At 64.6% G+C, this 14,469-nt stretch carries 12 protein-coding genes and 1 tRNA gene; 6 read left to right on the forward strand and 7 right to left on the reverse strand.

Annotated elements, in window-relative coordinates:
- Positions 1 to 11: 11 nt before the first annotated feature.
- Positions 12 to 776: an Rv1363c family protein gene (locus G6N68_RS19215; protein WP_371871627.1), complete on the forward strand. Its 765-nt coding sequence runs from the start codon at positions 12 to 14 to the stop codon at positions 774 to 776.
- Between the two features lie 16 nt (positions 777 to 792).
- Positions 793 to 1,560, forward strand: coding sequence for a mannan-binding family protein (locus G6N68_RS19220; RefSeq protein ID WP_205351390.1), 768 nt, complete (start codon positions 793 to 795; stop codon positions 1,558 to 1,560).
- Between the two features lie 13 nt (positions 1,561 to 1,573).
- On the opposite strand, the gene G6N68_RS19225 is transcribed toward G6N68_RS19220, so the two are convergent.
- From G6N68_RS19225 to G6N68_RS19235, 3 genes are all read right to left on the reverse strand, one after another.
- Positions 1,574 to 2,779: a L,D-transpeptidase gene (locus G6N68_RS19225; RefSeq protein ID WP_163715639.1), complete on the reverse strand. Its 1,206-nt coding sequence runs from the start codon at positions 2,777 to 2,779 to the stop codon at positions 1,574 to 1,576.
- A gap of 184 nt (positions 2,780 to 2,963) precedes the next feature.
- On the reverse strand, positions 2,964 to 3,866 hold the full coding sequence (locus G6N68_RS19230) for a DMT family transporter (RefSeq protein ID WP_163715641.1): 903 nt from the start codon (positions 3,864 to 3,866) through the stop codon (positions 2,964 to 2,966).
- Between the two features lie 7 nt (positions 3,867 to 3,873).
- Positions 3,874 to 6,285: an MMPL family transporter gene (locus tag G6N68_RS19235; protein ID WP_163715644.1), complete on the reverse strand. Its 2,412-nt coding sequence runs from the start codon at positions 6,283 to 6,285 to the stop codon at positions 3,874 to 3,876.
- Positions 6,286 to 6,483: 198 nt separating this feature from the next.
- On the opposite strand from G6N68_RS19235, the gene G6N68_RS19240 reads away from it, so the two are divergent.
- Complete coding sequence (locus G6N68_RS19240) at positions 6,484 to 7,722, forward strand: GNAT family N-acetyltransferase (protein ID WP_163715646.1); 1,239 nt, start codon at positions 6,484 to 6,486, stop codon at positions 7,720 to 7,722.
- Between the two features lie 233 nt (positions 7,723 to 7,955).
- Positions 7,956 to 8,028: transfer RNA gene (locus tag G6N68_RS19245), tRNA-Lys, on the forward strand.
- Between the two features lie 57 nt (positions 8,029 to 8,085).
- Here G6N68_RS19245 and G6N68_RS19250 read toward each other — a convergent pair.
- Entirely contained in the window at positions 8,086 to 8,658 is a 573-nt protein-coding gene (locus G6N68_RS19250) for a TetR/AcrR family transcriptional regulator (protein ID WP_163715649.1), read from the reverse strand.
- A 48-nt stretch (positions 8,659 to 8,706) separates the two neighbouring features.
- On the opposite strand from G6N68_RS19250, the gene G6N68_RS19255 reads away from it, so the two are divergent.
- A complete protein-coding gene (locus tag G6N68_RS19255) occupies positions 8,707 to 9,600 on the forward strand; it encodes a lysophospholipid acyltransferase family protein (RefSeq protein ID WP_163715652.1) in 894 nt (297 codons plus the stop codon).
- A 2-nt stretch (positions 9,601 to 9,602) separates the two neighbouring features.
- On the opposite strand, the gene G6N68_RS19260 is transcribed toward G6N68_RS19255, so the two are convergent.
- The 3 genes from G6N68_RS19260 to G6N68_RS19270 are packed head-to-tail and all read right to left on the reverse strand — an operon-like array spanning position 9,603 to position 12,306.
- Positions 9,603 to 10,427: an ABC transporter permease gene (locus G6N68_RS19260; RefSeq protein WP_163715657.1), complete on the reverse strand. Its 825-nt coding sequence runs from the start codon at positions 10,425 to 10,427 to the stop codon at positions 9,603 to 9,605.
- Positions 10,424 to 11,566, reverse strand: a complete 1,143-nt coding sequence (locus G6N68_RS19265; RefSeq protein WP_371871708.1) for an ABC transporter substrate-binding protein — start codon at positions 11,564 to 11,566, stop codon at positions 10,424 to 10,426. Before G6N68_RS19265 ends, G6N68_RS19260 begins: the two co-directional genes overlap by 4 nt.
- Positions 11,567 to 11,586: 20 nt before the next feature.
- On the reverse strand, positions 11,587 to 12,306 hold the full coding sequence (locus tag G6N68_RS19270) for an ABC transporter ATP-binding protein (protein ID WP_240355803.1): 720 nt from the start codon (positions 12,304 to 12,306) through the stop codon (positions 11,587 to 11,589).
- A gap of 421 nt (positions 12,307 to 12,727) precedes the next feature.
- Here G6N68_RS19270 and G6N68_RS19275 point away from each other — a divergent pair, with 421 nt between their 5' ends.
- The gene (locus tag G6N68_RS19275; RefSeq protein WP_163715668.1) at positions 12,728 to 14,467 is read left to right on the forward strand and encodes a DUF3556 domain-containing protein; all 1,740 of its coding nucleotides are present in this window, start codon (positions 12,728 to 12,730) and stop codon (positions 14,465 to 14,467) included.
- Positions 14,468 to 14,469 lie beyond the last annotated feature (2 nt).

Below are 14,469 nucleotides of genomic sequence, written 5' to 3' on the forward strand. Positions count from 1 at the left end.
AGGAGATTGATGTGACTGTGACAACTGGGATTACCAGCGATACCGAGGACGAGAAGGCGGAAGTCGCAGGCGAGGACGTCGACATCGAAGAGACCGAGGCCGCGGACGACACCGAGGCCGAGACCGAGACCGAGACCGAAAACGATGCCGAGGCGGACGAAGAATCCGAGGCCGAGGACGCCGAAGACTCGGACGACAAAGACACCGAAGTCATCGCCGAGACCGACGACGACGACGACATCCCGTTCGGGCGCAAGCGCAAGACCAAAGGCGACAAGTCCGGGCTGGCCAACCGATCCTGGCGACAGTACCTGCGCCGCGGCGCGCTGCCGCTGCTACTCCTCATCTCCCTCGGCATCAACGGTTTCTTCGGGTGGCAGCAGTGGCAACAGCGACAGTTGGACCAGGCGGGACAAGAGGCTCAACAAGCCGCCGTCAACTACGCGCAGGTACTGACCAGCATCGACTCCAACAACGTCGACGAGAACTTCCGGCAGGTCCTCGACGGAGCGACCGGTGAGTTCAAGGACATGTACACCCAGTCGAGCGTGCAACTTCGGCAACTGCTGATCGACAACAAGGCCACCGCCCACGGGGTGGTGATCGACTCGGCGATCCAGTCGAAGTCCACCGACAAGGTCATCGTGCTGGTGTTCATCGACCAGACCGTCACCAACACGGCGGCACCCGATCCGCGGATCGACCGCAGCCGAATCAAGATGACCATGGAGAAGGTCGACGGCCGCTGGAAGGCAGCGAAAGTCCAGCTGCTTTAAGCCAATTGGAGCCATCGTGATCAGACGAATTGTCGCGACATCGATACTGGTAGTGGCCGCGGGACTACCGGGACTTCCCGGCATGGCCATCGCACGGGCGTCGGCCCCGTCCTTCTGCGGCGAGCTCGGCGGCGATTGGGACGGCCAGTACTGCCGCACCTCGGTCGTGTCCGAACGAAATGCGGTGCGCGACATCAAGGTCGCGCTCCCGTCCGACCTCATCGACAACCCCGTCACGAGTTCGGTGGTCCGCGATTATCTGCGCACCTTGGTCAACAACTGGAAGAGCGTCGGCGCGCACATGGTGGCGGACAGCTTCGGCGAGGAGAACTACCAGGTCTTCCGGCACGGCAACTACCTCAGCGCGGTATTCCACGAGGACTATCACGCCGACGGACCCAAGCCCAACAACGCCTACCGCACCTTCACTTTCGACACGGCAAGCGGCCGGCGAGTGCAGTTGGCCGACCTGGTCACCGTCAGCGCCATCCCGCAGCTAGGGCAGCCATTCATCGAGACCGTGCTGAATCAGGCCGCTCCCCCACACGATCCGGGGACTTACCCCTTCATCGCCGACCGCTGGACTCCGGACAAGGTCTACTCCGGGGGATACCGCGCATGGGCTTTGACGCCCGACGAGTTGATCCTCTACATGCCCGACTACCCCGTCGGACACGACGAGCCGATCAACTTCGACCCCGGTGCGCTGCAATGGTTCATGGACGGCGGCACCGTCGAAGCGCATATACCGCTGTCGGCCTTGGCTTCAGTGCTGCGAGTCTAGGAATAGCGGCAGATCAGTTGGTGTTGGCGTTACCGGCGCGCCACTGTTCCCACGGGATGTTCCAGTCACCCAGGCCCTCGGTGCCGGGGAGGGTGCCTCCCACGGTGTTCATCACCTGGACGATGTCACCGCGCTTGATGTGTTCGTAGAACCACTGCGCGTTGCTTGGGCTGACATTGAGACAACCGTGGCTGGTGTTGGTGTGGCCCTGAGCACCCACCGACCAGGGCGCAGAGTGCACGAACACGCCGCTGTAGGAGATCTGCGTCGCCCAGTCGACATCGGTGCGATATCCGTTGGGCGAGTTGACCGGCACGCCGTAGGTCGAGGAGTCCATGATGATGTGCTTGTACCGCTGGCCCACGATGTAGATCCCGTTCGCCGTCGGCGTGCTGTTCTTGCCCATCGACGTCGGCATGGTCTTGACCACTTCGCCGTTGACCCGCACCGTCACCATCTTGGTTTCGTCGTCAGCGACCGCGATCACCTCGTCGCCGATGGTGAAATGCGTCTTCACGTTGTCTTCGCCGAACATGCCGTCACCCAGGTCGACCCCGTAGGTGTTGACCGAGACGTCGACGGTGGTCCCTGGCTTCCAGAAATGCTCGGGCCGCCAACGGACTTCGCGGCTGTTCAGCCAGTAGAAGGCGCCTTCGACGGGCGGGTTGGTGGTGATGACGATGGCCTTCTGGGCGGCGAGCCGGTTGGTGATGTTCTCGTCGAATTGGATCGCTACCGGCGACCCGACACCCACGACCTCGCCGTCGTTCGGCAAGACGTAGGGCATCGTCAGGTGCGCGGGCGAACTGGTCTGGAAGGTCATCTGGCGGCTCGCCACACCACCCAGTCCGAGCGCCTTCACATTCAGCGTGTAGCGCCGGTTGTAGCCGAGTTGCTCGGTGGTGGCCCAGTGCAGGCCGTCGGGACTGAGCTGGCCGTCGATGGTCTTGCCATTCTCGTTGACCATGGTCACCGACTGCAGCACGCCGTCAGAAACGCCCACCGTGACCGGCGCATCGACCGTGACACCGACGGCTCCATCGGTGACCGAAGCGGTGAGCTTGGGAACCATGAGGTCGGCGAACGGCGTCCCCTTGTTCTCGATGACGTTCGCCGGTGACGGTGCGGCGGTGCTGTGGCCGCCGCACGCACCCACAAACACAGCAACCGGGACCATGGCCATAGCCAGCCACGATCGACGTCTCCGCAAAGGCGTCATCAAGTGACCTTCCAAGTTTTCCTGCCCAATCTGGCCACCGCTGACCCTGGATTGTTACCGGTATTGTAGTGCGTCGCGGCGACGCACTACCCGATTGTGCCCGCTTTACGCCTCGAGTGCGCAAGCTCACGCTACTTGCTGGCCGTAGCAGGCGACGGCGTTTTAAGTCGGCCTTGAACCGACCTTAAGTCGGTTGACTGATGGCATCTCTGCGTTCGGCCGCTAATCCATCGCGGGTCGCGACGGCCTCGAACCCCGCCAGCTTGACGATGGCCGCCACCATCACCAGGCTCGCTACCCCCAGCGCGATCAACCCCACACGACCCGTGTTCAGCTTCTCGTCGAGGACCAACAGACCCAGCGCGGCCGCCACCACGGGCTGGGCCACCTGCAAAGTGGGCATCGACGCGGTCAACGGCCCGGCCCGAAACGCCGACTGGCTCCAAAGGATGCCCCCCATCGCGACCAAGATGCAGGCATACAGCTCAGGAGTCCGGACCAGCGCCCCGCCGCCATCGCCGAGCCGGGCGACGACCTCCTTGGTCAGTACGGCAAAGACACCCCACAGCGAACCGGACACCAAGGCGAACAACATCGCCCCCCGAGGCCCTCCTCGGATTTGGGCAGTGACGACGCACAGCGCCAACACCGGTCCCAGCACCACCGCGACCACGGCCCAGGTCCGCAGCGGTGCACCCGAATGACCCGCCTCCGGATGACCGACAACGACGACCACCGTCACCGCAGCTGTCAGCAAGCCGGCCCAGATCCATTGGGATGCAGTCACTTTCCGCTTCGACAGGACGGCACTCATGGGAAGTGCGAACAGCAGCGAAAGCATGAGCAGCGCCTGCACCAAGAGCACCGAACCCTGGCCCAGCGCGGCCGCCTGCAAACCGATGCTCGCCGCAAGCAGCACGGTCCCCCACCGCCAGCGTCGGTTGCGGACCAGCTTGGCCAGCAGCTTGACCTGGCCGACCGACTTGTCCGTGATCCGGTGCGCCACTTGCTGCTGGAGCACGTCGCCGGTCGCGATGCACAGCGCCGAACTCAATGCCAGCACGACGGCGAGATCGGTTCTGGCCATTAGCGCGCTACCCGACGTCCTTCGGAGATGCGGCAGCCAACTCCTGCCCCGAACCCCCGTCAGAGGGCTCATCGGACCCCGGCGAAGCGTCTTCTGTTTCATCGGTGTCGGTGGCCCAGCGCCGCCGGCCAACCGCCGCGGCGTCGGCCTCACCCAACGCGAGCCGCTCATGCAGCCGGACCAACGGCCTCGGCGCCCACCAAGTCCAGCGGCCAAGCAGGTGAATGAACGCCGGAACCAGGACCATTCGCACCAGTGTGGCGTCGACCAGCACGGCAAGCGTCAGCCCGACACCGAGCATCCGCATGAACGACACCTGCGCGGGGATCAACGCAGCGAACGAGATCGACATCACCAGCGCGGCGCTGGTAACCACCCGGCCGATGCCGGCGAGGCCCAGTGCCGTGCTCTCGTCGTTGTCGGCGCGGGCTTCGGCCGCACTCGGTGGGTGCCTTCGCGACGCTTGAGCGGCCAGCCAGTACTCGTGGATCCGCGAGACCAGAAACACCTCGTAATCCATGGCCAACCCGACGGCGATGCAGAACAACAACACCGGGATGTTGGCGTTCAGCGTCCCGTTAGGAGTGGTCCCCAGGGCGCCGAGATGGCCGTCCTGAAAGATCCACACCAGCGCGCCGAAGGCGGCGGTCAGTGACAAGACATTGCACACCAGCGCCTGTAGCGGGAGTAGCACGCTGCCGGTGAGCGAGAAGATGAGCACGAAGGAAATGACGGCGATCAGGCCTAATACGGCCGGTAATCGCTCGGTGATCGCGTTCACGCTGTCGCGGTTGATCTGCGCCAGCCCGCCCATCTCGACCGATCGCCCCGCCGGCCCGGCGACCTCGTGTAATCGATCGAGCTGAACGTCGGAAGCTGTTGAGTACAACGGCGCGGTGGTGGCCACGGTGAGAAATGCGCTCTCGCCGGTCATGCCGGTGGCCGCGACCGGCGGGCCCGCCAGAGATCCCGCCACAAACGTCCCCGTCGGCGCGGTCACCGCGGCCACGTCGGGCACGCGTGACAATTCCGCGGCGTAACGCTCCAGGTCGGCAGGCGTGACGCCGCGGGCGTCGGGCACGACAACGGTCACCTCCGTGCCGAACCCGCCGGGAAAATCCGTGTCCAGCATGTCGGCGACTTGGCGCGCCGAGGCGGATTCGGGCAACACCCGCTCATCCGGGAAGCCCCACTTCACACCCAGGAACGGAAGTCCCAGCAGCAACAGAAGCACGACGACGCTCAGCCCGACCGGCAGGGCGTGGCGCAACACAAATTTGGTCGATCGATACCAAAACGCCGCGCTGGTCCGGCTGTGGTCCCGTAACCAGGTCGCCTTCGGCCACATTCGGCGTGCCAGTCCGCGAACATCCAGCGCGTCGAGACGTGGGCCCAACAGAGCGATCGCGGCGGGCGTTACCACGACGGCCCCGATCGCAACGATGATCGCGGTCGCCACGATCGTGTACGCCGACGACTTCAAGAAGTACATGGGGAACAGCGCCATCACGGCCATCGACAGCCCGACGGTGGCGGCGGAGAACACCACGGTTCGGCCGGCGGTGGTCATGGTCCGTAACAGCGCCTGGTCCCGGTCGCCTTCTCGGGTCAGCTCTTCGCGGTAGCGACTGACGATCAACAGGTTGTAGTCGATCGCCAGCGCGAAACCCATCGCGATGCTGAGGTCCAGGGCGTAGATGGACACGTCGGTTGCGAAGCTGATCAGCCGCAGCACCGACATGGTGCCCACGATGGCGAGAGCGCCCAGGGCAATCGGCAGCAGGGCCGCCACCACGCCGCGCAGCGCCCACACCAGCACGGCGAAGCTCAGCGGAATCGCGATGGACTCCATCAACAGCAGGTCACGCTCGTTCTGATGGTTGATCTGTGCATAGGCGACGGCCATGCCGCCGTCGCGCACTGTGACACCGTCGCGGTCGTGGACCAGTTCCTCCGAAAGGGTGCTGGCGTATTGCTGCGCGTCGTTCTCGCCGCCTTTCAGGCCCGCCACGATCATCCCGGACTTGCCGTCCTTGCTGATCAGCTGGTCGGCGGCCTGCGGTGGCTGACCAGGAGGCGTCTGATCGGGCGAGAGGGTCCACGGCGAAGCCACATCCAAGACCCACGGTGATCGATTCAGACGCTCGACGATGTCGGCGCCGACCCGCCGCGCCTGCTCGCTGCGAGCGCCGTCGGGCGCGGTCACCACGATCAGCATTTTCTGATCGGTCTTGCCGAATTTCTCCCTGAGAAGATCGGTCGCCCGCGCGGATTCCGAAGTCGGATCTTGAAACCCGCCGCCGGACAGGCTGTTGATCACCGGGATGCCGAAAATGGCGGCTGCGACAAAGACCAGCGCCGCGATTGCAAGTATGCGGCGCGGCGCGGCGATGGCAAGACGAGTGATTGCTTGCAGCATCTCGGTCCTTTCGGTGCATTACCGCCCGGCGTTCGCTATACCCCCAAATTGCCACGTAAATGCCTCCCGACGCCGCTTCGCTCGGCGAAGTTAGTTTGACCATCAGCCACTCGGGTATCGAAAACAGCGATATCTTCCAAAGGTGCGCCCAGTGGAGTAGGCGCCGGTTCGGTCGGACGAGTGCAGACGGGATCAACGATGAACACGATGGATGACGCCATCACTATCCGACATCCCACCGAAAACGACTGGCAGGCGCTCTACGAGAACCAGGCTCGCACTTTCGGGGACCCAGCCGACCCTCAGACGATCGAAGCGTGGAAACGCCGCGTCAAACTCGAGGACATTCTGATCGCCGAGGATGTCTCCGATCCGCAGCAGCCATTTGTGGTGGGGACGTCCATCATTTACCGCGCCCAGCTCACCGTGCCGGGTGGTGCCAGCATGCGAGCCGCTTGGCTGACGATGATCACCGTCGCGTCAACACACCAGGGACGCGGTGTTTGGGGACAGCTCAGCGCTCAGGGACTCGGGAAATTGTTGGAGCGCGGCTATCCGATCATCTGCGGTGTTCCCACCCAAACCGGGATGTACGACCGGTTGGGCGGGGGCGTGGCGAGCTACTTCCACAGCTATTGCATTTACCGTCGCTGGGCAAAGCTGCGAGACGTGCCGCGCAGAAATCGGGCGCGCGAGGTCAACGCGGACGAAGCGAAAAAGCGGTTGCCGGAAATCTACGAACGATGGCGTACCACAACGAATGGCGCGATAACCCGGGACACCGCGTGGTGGGCCGATTACCTCGAGGACAGGCCGACCCAACGGGGAAATGGATCCGAGCTTTACTACCGAATTCATCCCGACGGCTTCCTGACGTATCGGATCTTCGACCAGAAAGCGCGTGCATTTCTGCCGCCTTTTGGCACCGTGGTCGTCCAGGATTTTTGCGCCATCACCGACGAAGCTCACAGCGAGTTGCTGCAGACACTGTTGGTTTTGGAGATGTTCGACAAGGTGGAGATCCAGGTCGCGGTCGACGATCCGCTCCCGCTCAAACTGCGTGACCCGCGTGCCGCCCAAACCAAGGGCACGAGCGACTTCCTCTGGATACGCATCAACGATGTGCCCGATGCGCTGGGCATGCGCACGTACAGCGCCGACGCAGACCTGGTGCTGGAGGTCGCAGACCCGCTGAATCTTGCCGGTGGACGGTACCGCCTGCAGATCCGCGACGGTGTCGGGAAGTGCACGCCGGCCGAAGGGCAGCCGGACGTCGAAATCGGGCTTTCCGAACTGGCAACGATCTACATGGGCGCCCATCGGCCTTTCGAACTGCACCGCGCGGACCGCATCATCGAAGTGCGCCCGGGCGCGCTCAAGGAGCTGGACGACGCCTTCCGCACGGAAAGCGCACCCTACTGCGGGACGCTCTTCTGACGTCCTTCCCGCGTCGAGTTGCCATGCAGGACAGACTTTTCCGCTTCGGCGGCGACGCCTCGGCGAGCACCCAGGCTCGGGCTCTGCCAGTGCCTTGGCGACGGGAATGACCACCGTCGGGCGTAATAGGCGCGAACGCCTTCAGCCCAGCAGCTATGCTTGACGAGGTCCAGGATTTCGCACCACGGCAAGACGCCTGTTATTGTCGCAACGCGGTTCCGGCCGACACCAAGGCGCCGTTAGCTCAGTTGGTAGAGCAGCTGACTCTTAATCAGCGGGTCCGGGGTTCGAAACCCTGACGGCGCACTTCTGGCCCAAACATCCACGTTTGGGCGGGTTTTCACCCCGTGCACGCACGTATTGCTACGTCTTTGGCGCCGCGATGCGGCGTGCAGCTTCCACCGCAGCCGCACGGCGAGCCGCGATGACCTCCGGATCGTCGGTGACGCTGTCGGGATGCGGCGACTGCGCCCAGGCCAGCGCGACGCCGAACAGGAGAACGAGCAGGTCAAACGGCCGCCACGCCGCATCGACATACCCCGCGGCCTGGGCTTCCTCGATGATCGCGATATCACGTGCCTGCAAAGACTCGAGATCCTCGTTCGGAGACGGCTCGAGCTCCAAGCCCTCCAGATTCGCCCAGGTCATCATCCGTACATGTTCGGGACGTCGGGCCGCCAGGTCGTAGATATCCCCGGCGAACTCGGGCACCGCGTCCGGGCGCAGGGTGACGGCGGCAAAGAACTCGGCGCGGTCGGCGGCGACCACACTGCGGAACAGCGTCTCCTTGTCCTTGAAGTGCGCGTACAACCGCTCCTTGCTGGCCTCGGCAGTGCGGGCGATGCGGTCGATACGCGCGCCGGCCAACCCATATTGCGCGAACTCGGAGCGGGCCGCGTTCAGGATGGTGTCGCGAAGTTCTGTGGTGGATCGCACAGCAAGATCATACCCATACGAACTAGTTTGTTCGGTATCGTACGTGTCATGGCATTCCCGATCCCCTCACCCAGGAGCAAAAACCTCACGAACGAACCCATCGATATCGACGCGGTGATGAACCATCCACGCCGCGTGCAGGTCCTGCGCGGAGTCTTGGAAAAGGTTCACGACGGCATCGCACCACTGATCGATGCCTCGCGGCCCTACGTGCGCGGACTGGAAAACCTGCCCTCCGACGGCCGATTCCTGTTGGTGGGCAACCACACTCAATTCGTCAGCAGTGAAGTTCTGCTCATCCCGCACTACGTGCGTCGCGCGATCGGCACCAGGGTTCGCCCTTTGGCCGACCGCAGGTTCGGCCAGCAGCCGGGCTTTGCACTGGACCTGATGGCCGCCTACGGCGCCGTCATCGGCTCCCCGGAGACGGCCCGAGAATTGATGCGGCACAACGAGACGATCTTGGTGTTCCCCGGCGGCGGCCGCGAGATCCCGAAGTTCAAGGGCGAGGAATACCAGCTGAACTGGCGTGGCCGTTCCGGATTCGCCCGCATCGCCGTGGAGAACGACTACCCGATCGTCCCGGTCGGCCTGGTCGGCGGCGACGACATCTACAAGAGCCTGGTCACCCGGGACAGCACGGTGGGCCGCCTGCTGCAGGAGATCAGCACCAAGCTGACCGGGGAAACCGACATGGCGATGCCGTTGATGCGCGGCGTCGGACCCACGCTGATCCCCCGTCCGCAACGGATGTACCTGCAATTCGGCGAGCCGATCGTCACCACCAAACCCAAGGGAACCAAAGCCGAGAAGTGGGTCGAGACCGTCCGCAACGACACCCAGCAGGCGTTGGAGACGATCCTTGCTGACCTGCTGGCAATCCGCGCCGACGACCCGTTCCGCGAGCTGAACCCGTTGGCGCGAAACAGCGCGGTCGCTTAGCGCTAGCCCTCGCCGGCCCGCCGGGAGCCGGACAGCGCCCGGCGGGCGAAGAGGTCCAGCAGGTACCCGATGACACCGATGACGACGATCACCGCCACCACCTGGCCGTACGCCAGCTGATCACGGGCGTTGAGTATCTGGTAACCCAAACCCGATCGCACACCGAGCATTTCGGCAGGCACCAGCACCACCCAGGCGATGCCCAGCGCGACACGCAGCCCGGTCTGCAGCTGCCCCCGAATCGCGGGCAGCACCACGACGGTCAGCAGTTCCACCCGGCTGGCACCGAACGACCGAGCCACCTGCAGGTAACCGGGATCGATCGCGTGCACACCGGCCGCCGTGTTGATCAACATCGGCCACACCGCGGCCGCGGCGATCAGGAAGATGACCGGCTCGTTGCCGATGCCAAAGAGCGCCACCGATATTGGCGCCCAAGACAGCGGCGAGATCATACGCAGAAACTGCACAACCGGCCGGGTGGCGCGATCGGCGGTGTCGTTGAGCCCGATAAGCAACCCAGCGGGAATCCCGATCACGGCGGCAACCAGCAATCCCACCAGCAACCGCCACAGGCTGACCCCGGTGTCGGGCAGCAGCACACCACGGTTGAAAAGGTCGCCGAACGCCCTGATCACCTTGGGCGGCGTGGTTTCCCGCAACAACGAATGGGTGGGCGCCAAGACACCGGTGGCCAGCCACCACAGCGCGACCGCAACCCCGACCGCGAGTAGCGGCGGCCACCAACGCTGCACGAGCGACCACGGCGCGGCCGTCTTGGGTGCCGACACCGTGGCCGAGGTCGGAGTGCTCTGGTCAAGAGTCATCGCGGTTGCACCTGTTCGATTCGGGTGAGATTCGAAGGCAGACCGAAGGTTTCCGGCCCACCGTGTGCCGTCAGCGCCGCCCGCACAAAGCTGTCGTCGACCAACTCGGCGTGCACGGCCGCCGGATCGAGACGATCCAGGAACCGCCGGTCGCCGTCGACGACGGTGTCATGCATCGCCTCGACCAGACGGCGCGTGAAGCTGGGGAACGGGAAGGGCTGATAGCCCAGCCGCTGCGGTTGCCATTGCGGGTGCAGGAAGCGGTAATCCTGCTGACGGTAGGTCAGTGCGGTCTTGATCGCCGGCAGCGGCTGGGGCAGGTAGGCGCCGGTTGACAGGGCGGCCGCGGCCGCCGCCCGGTCGGCGTTGATCCGTTGCTGCGCAGCCACAATCGAGCCGACGAGCGAACCGGCCGCCTCGGGCCGATTTTCGATGAGGTCATCGTGGGCGAGCACCACGCAGCAGGCGTGATCACGCCACACATCACCGAGAAAGGTATGGATGCGCCCGATTTTGCGCACCTGAGCCATCGCGTTGAACGGGTCGGCCACGACGTAGCCGCTGATCGATCGGTTGGCCAGCGCGGGCACCATGTCCGACGGGCTCATCACGATGAGTTCCACAGTGCGCGCGCTGCGCGAGGCACTCGTGCGCACCACCGGCACCAGGTCATGCGCGCGCAGCAGTTGCTGGAGGATGATGTTGTGGATCGACCACCAAAACGGTATGGCCACTTGCGTTCCGGCGAGCTGTCCCAGATCGGTGATGTGCGGCGCGACGGTCAACGCCGACCCGTTGGTGTGATTCCAGCTCAGCAGCCGAACCGGGCTGCGCAGCAAAAAGCGCAGCTGGATGGCCGTGGGCATCAGCATGTGGACCGCGTCGACCTGGCGGGTCACGAAGGCTTCGGCCAGTGATGCCCAGCTGCGGAACAGCACCGGCTTGGCCGCACTCACCACGCCCTTTTCGTAGAGGCCGCTCGCGTGAGCGATCAGCAATGGGGCCGCATCGGTGATCGGCAAGTACCCGATGCGCAGCTGCCCACTGGTGTTGGTTCGGTCGATGCTCGCCGCGCGGGCCAGATCGGCGATACCCGCCAGCCCGCCGGCCGCAGCCAATGCGGCCCCGCCGACCAACAGGGACCGTCGTGGCAAACCTGTCACTGCTCGACCAGGCGATAGTGGTCCAGAATCTCCTGCCTGAGCTCCTGGTTGCCGGGGCGCCATTCGCGTCGGATTCTGCCGTCGGGGCCGAGCAAGACCACGCGACTGGCCAGCAGCAAGGCTTCATCGACGTCGTGGGTGACCAAAACCACCGTGATGCCCAACTCGGCGGCTAGGTTGGCCAGCCACGCCTGCAAGTCGGCACGGATCGCCGGATCCAGGGCGCTGAACGGTTCGTCGAGCAGCAACAGCCGAGGCCGGGTTGCCACCGCACGAATAATTGCGACCCGTTGCGCCTGGCCGCCCGACAGTTGGTCGGGGTAGCGGTCGGCGACCCGTTGCAGGTCGAAACGTTGCAGCAGCTCTTCGGCGTACTCGCGGCGGAATGATTCGCGTTGCGCGGCAAACCGTCCTGCGAGCAAGACGTTGTCACCGGCGGTCAACCACGGGTACAGCAGCGCCTGCTGGAACACGACTCCGGTGTGTGGCCGCGCCGCGCCGTTGTCGCCGGCCCATTCGGCCCACTCAATGGTTCCCGACGTGAGTTTCTCCAGGCCCGCGATCACCCGCAGCAGCGTGGACTTGCCACTGCCGCTGCGCCCTAGGATCGCCAGAAATTCGCCGTCCTCGATGGTTAGGTCGATATCGCTCAATGCCTGGCTGTCGGCGTCAAAGCGCTTGTGGCCAGCGACTATTCGGACAGTGCCGGTTCCCAACTTCGAAAGTTCCTCTCCCGGGTATGCGCCGCGGTCCCCCACCGGCATGACACGGCTGCGACGCTGCCATCGCGACGCCGCATCTGTCCACGAGCACCCGTCCCCGTCGCCCGCACGTCCTTTTGCTCGCGGCAGCGTCCGCTAATGACGGCCGGGCGACTCGGACGTATCCCCGGCCGGGCGGCCGAGTGCCGCATGTTCGGTGAGATTCCAGACGTCGCAAGTCAATTCCTGGCTGCACCGGCTCCACCACCGACGCGGAAGCAAGCGTGGGTGCGCCTGCCGCTGCCAGGTCCGGCCCGGCCGGTGGGTCGCCTAGAGAAATTCGATCCCGTTGATCGGAATCGACCATTGTGCTCGTCTTGAACCACTCGTTACGAGTAGTTTTTCTTGACACACATCCCTGTCCGAAGGAGCAGCAGTGGGGTTCCTCAAGCCAAACCTGCCCATCGTCGACGTCGAATGGACCAAGCTCCCGCGCGCCGAGCGGATCGTGCCGATGGCCCGCCACATTGCCGAAAGCGGTTTCGGTACGCCCCTGGTCATGCACGTGATGTACGGCGTCAAGATCGTGCTCTATGTCCTCGGCGGCATGGCCTTCGCCCTGGCCACCAAAGGCATCGACGGGTTTACCAGGGTCGGCGAATGGTGGAGCGAGCCGATCGTCTTCCAGAAGGCCGTGCTCTTCACCATGCTGTTCGAAGTCGTCGGCCTGGGTTGCTGCTTCGGGCCGTTGGCCGGCCGCTATTTCCCGCCGATGGGATCGATCCTGTACTGGCTGCGGCCCGGCACCATCAGGCTGCCGCCCTGGCCCAACCGGGTGCCGTTGACCAGGGGACACAACCGGACCCCGTTTGACGCGCTGCTGTACGGGGCCTTGCTGGCGCTGCTCGTCGTCGCACTGGTTTCCGACGGAAGTGGGCCAATTCCCGTCTTGGGCACGACAATTGGTGTCCTGCCGCGCTGGCATACCGTCGCGATCCTGGCGGTCCTGGCGGCGCTGAGTTTGCGCGACAAGGTGATCTTCCTGGCCGCCCGCGGCGAGGTGTACGCGCCGTTGGCGCTGGTGTTCCTGTTCTCCGGGGCGGACATCATCCTCGGCGCCAAAGTGGTCTTCCTGGTCATCTGGCTGGGCGCCGCCGTATCGAAGCTCAACAAGCACTTCCCGTTCGTGATCTCGACGATGCTGGCGAACAACCCGTTCATCCCGTCGGGCATCCTCAAGCGGTCGATGTTCGTGCGCTATCCCGATGACCTACGGCCCAGCGCACTCGCGGGTTTCATCGCCCACTTCTCGACGGCGGTGGAGGGCCTGGTCCCGTTGGTGCTGTTCTTCTCGCATGGCGGTTGGCCGACGGCGATCGCCGCGTTCGTCATGGTCGTCTTCCACTTGAACATCCTGCTGGCCTTCCCGATGGGTGTGCCGCTCGAGTGGAACGTCTTCATGATCTTCGGGGTCCTCTGGCTCTTCGCGGGGCACGCGGCAATCGGCCTCTCGGACGTCACCAACCCGGCACCGGTGGCCGTCCTGTTCCTGGTTCTCGCGGGCATCGTGGTGATCGGAAACCTTTACCCGCATAAGGTTTCCTTCCTGCCCGGCATGCGCTACTACGCCGGGAACTGGGACACCACAATCTGGTGCGTCAAACCGTCGTGTGACGACACGTTCCGAACCGGTTCGCGCGCACTGGGCCCGATGCAACACCTGCAGCTCGAGCGCCTTTACGGCTCCAAAGAGGAAACCCTGGTTCCGCTGCACTTGGCGATGGCGTTCCGCGCGATGAACACCCATGGGCGCGCGCTGTTCACGCTGGTGCATCGCGCGTTGGCGGGGTACGACGAGGGCGACTACAACCTGTGCGAGGGCGAGGTGCTGTGTTCGATGGTGCTCGGCTGGAACTTCGGCGACGGGCACATGCACAACGAATGCCTCATCGAGGCGCTTCAGGAACGATGCCATTTCCAGCCCGGCGACGTGCGGGTGATCATTCTCGACGCGCAGCCCATCCATAAACAGACCCAGCAGTACCGCCTCGTGGACGCCGCGACCGGTGAGTTCGAACGCGGCTATGTCGACGTCGCGGCCATGGCGACCGCCCAGCCGTGGGCCGACGACATTCCGATCCACGTCACCAGCACCACCCCCGTCGATCGGGTCTGACC

The sequence above is a fragment of the Mycobacterium bourgelatii genome (genome assembly GCF_010723575.1).
Lineage (GTDB): Bacteria > Actinomycetota > Actinomycetes > Mycobacteriales > Mycobacteriaceae > Mycobacterium > Mycobacterium bourgelatii.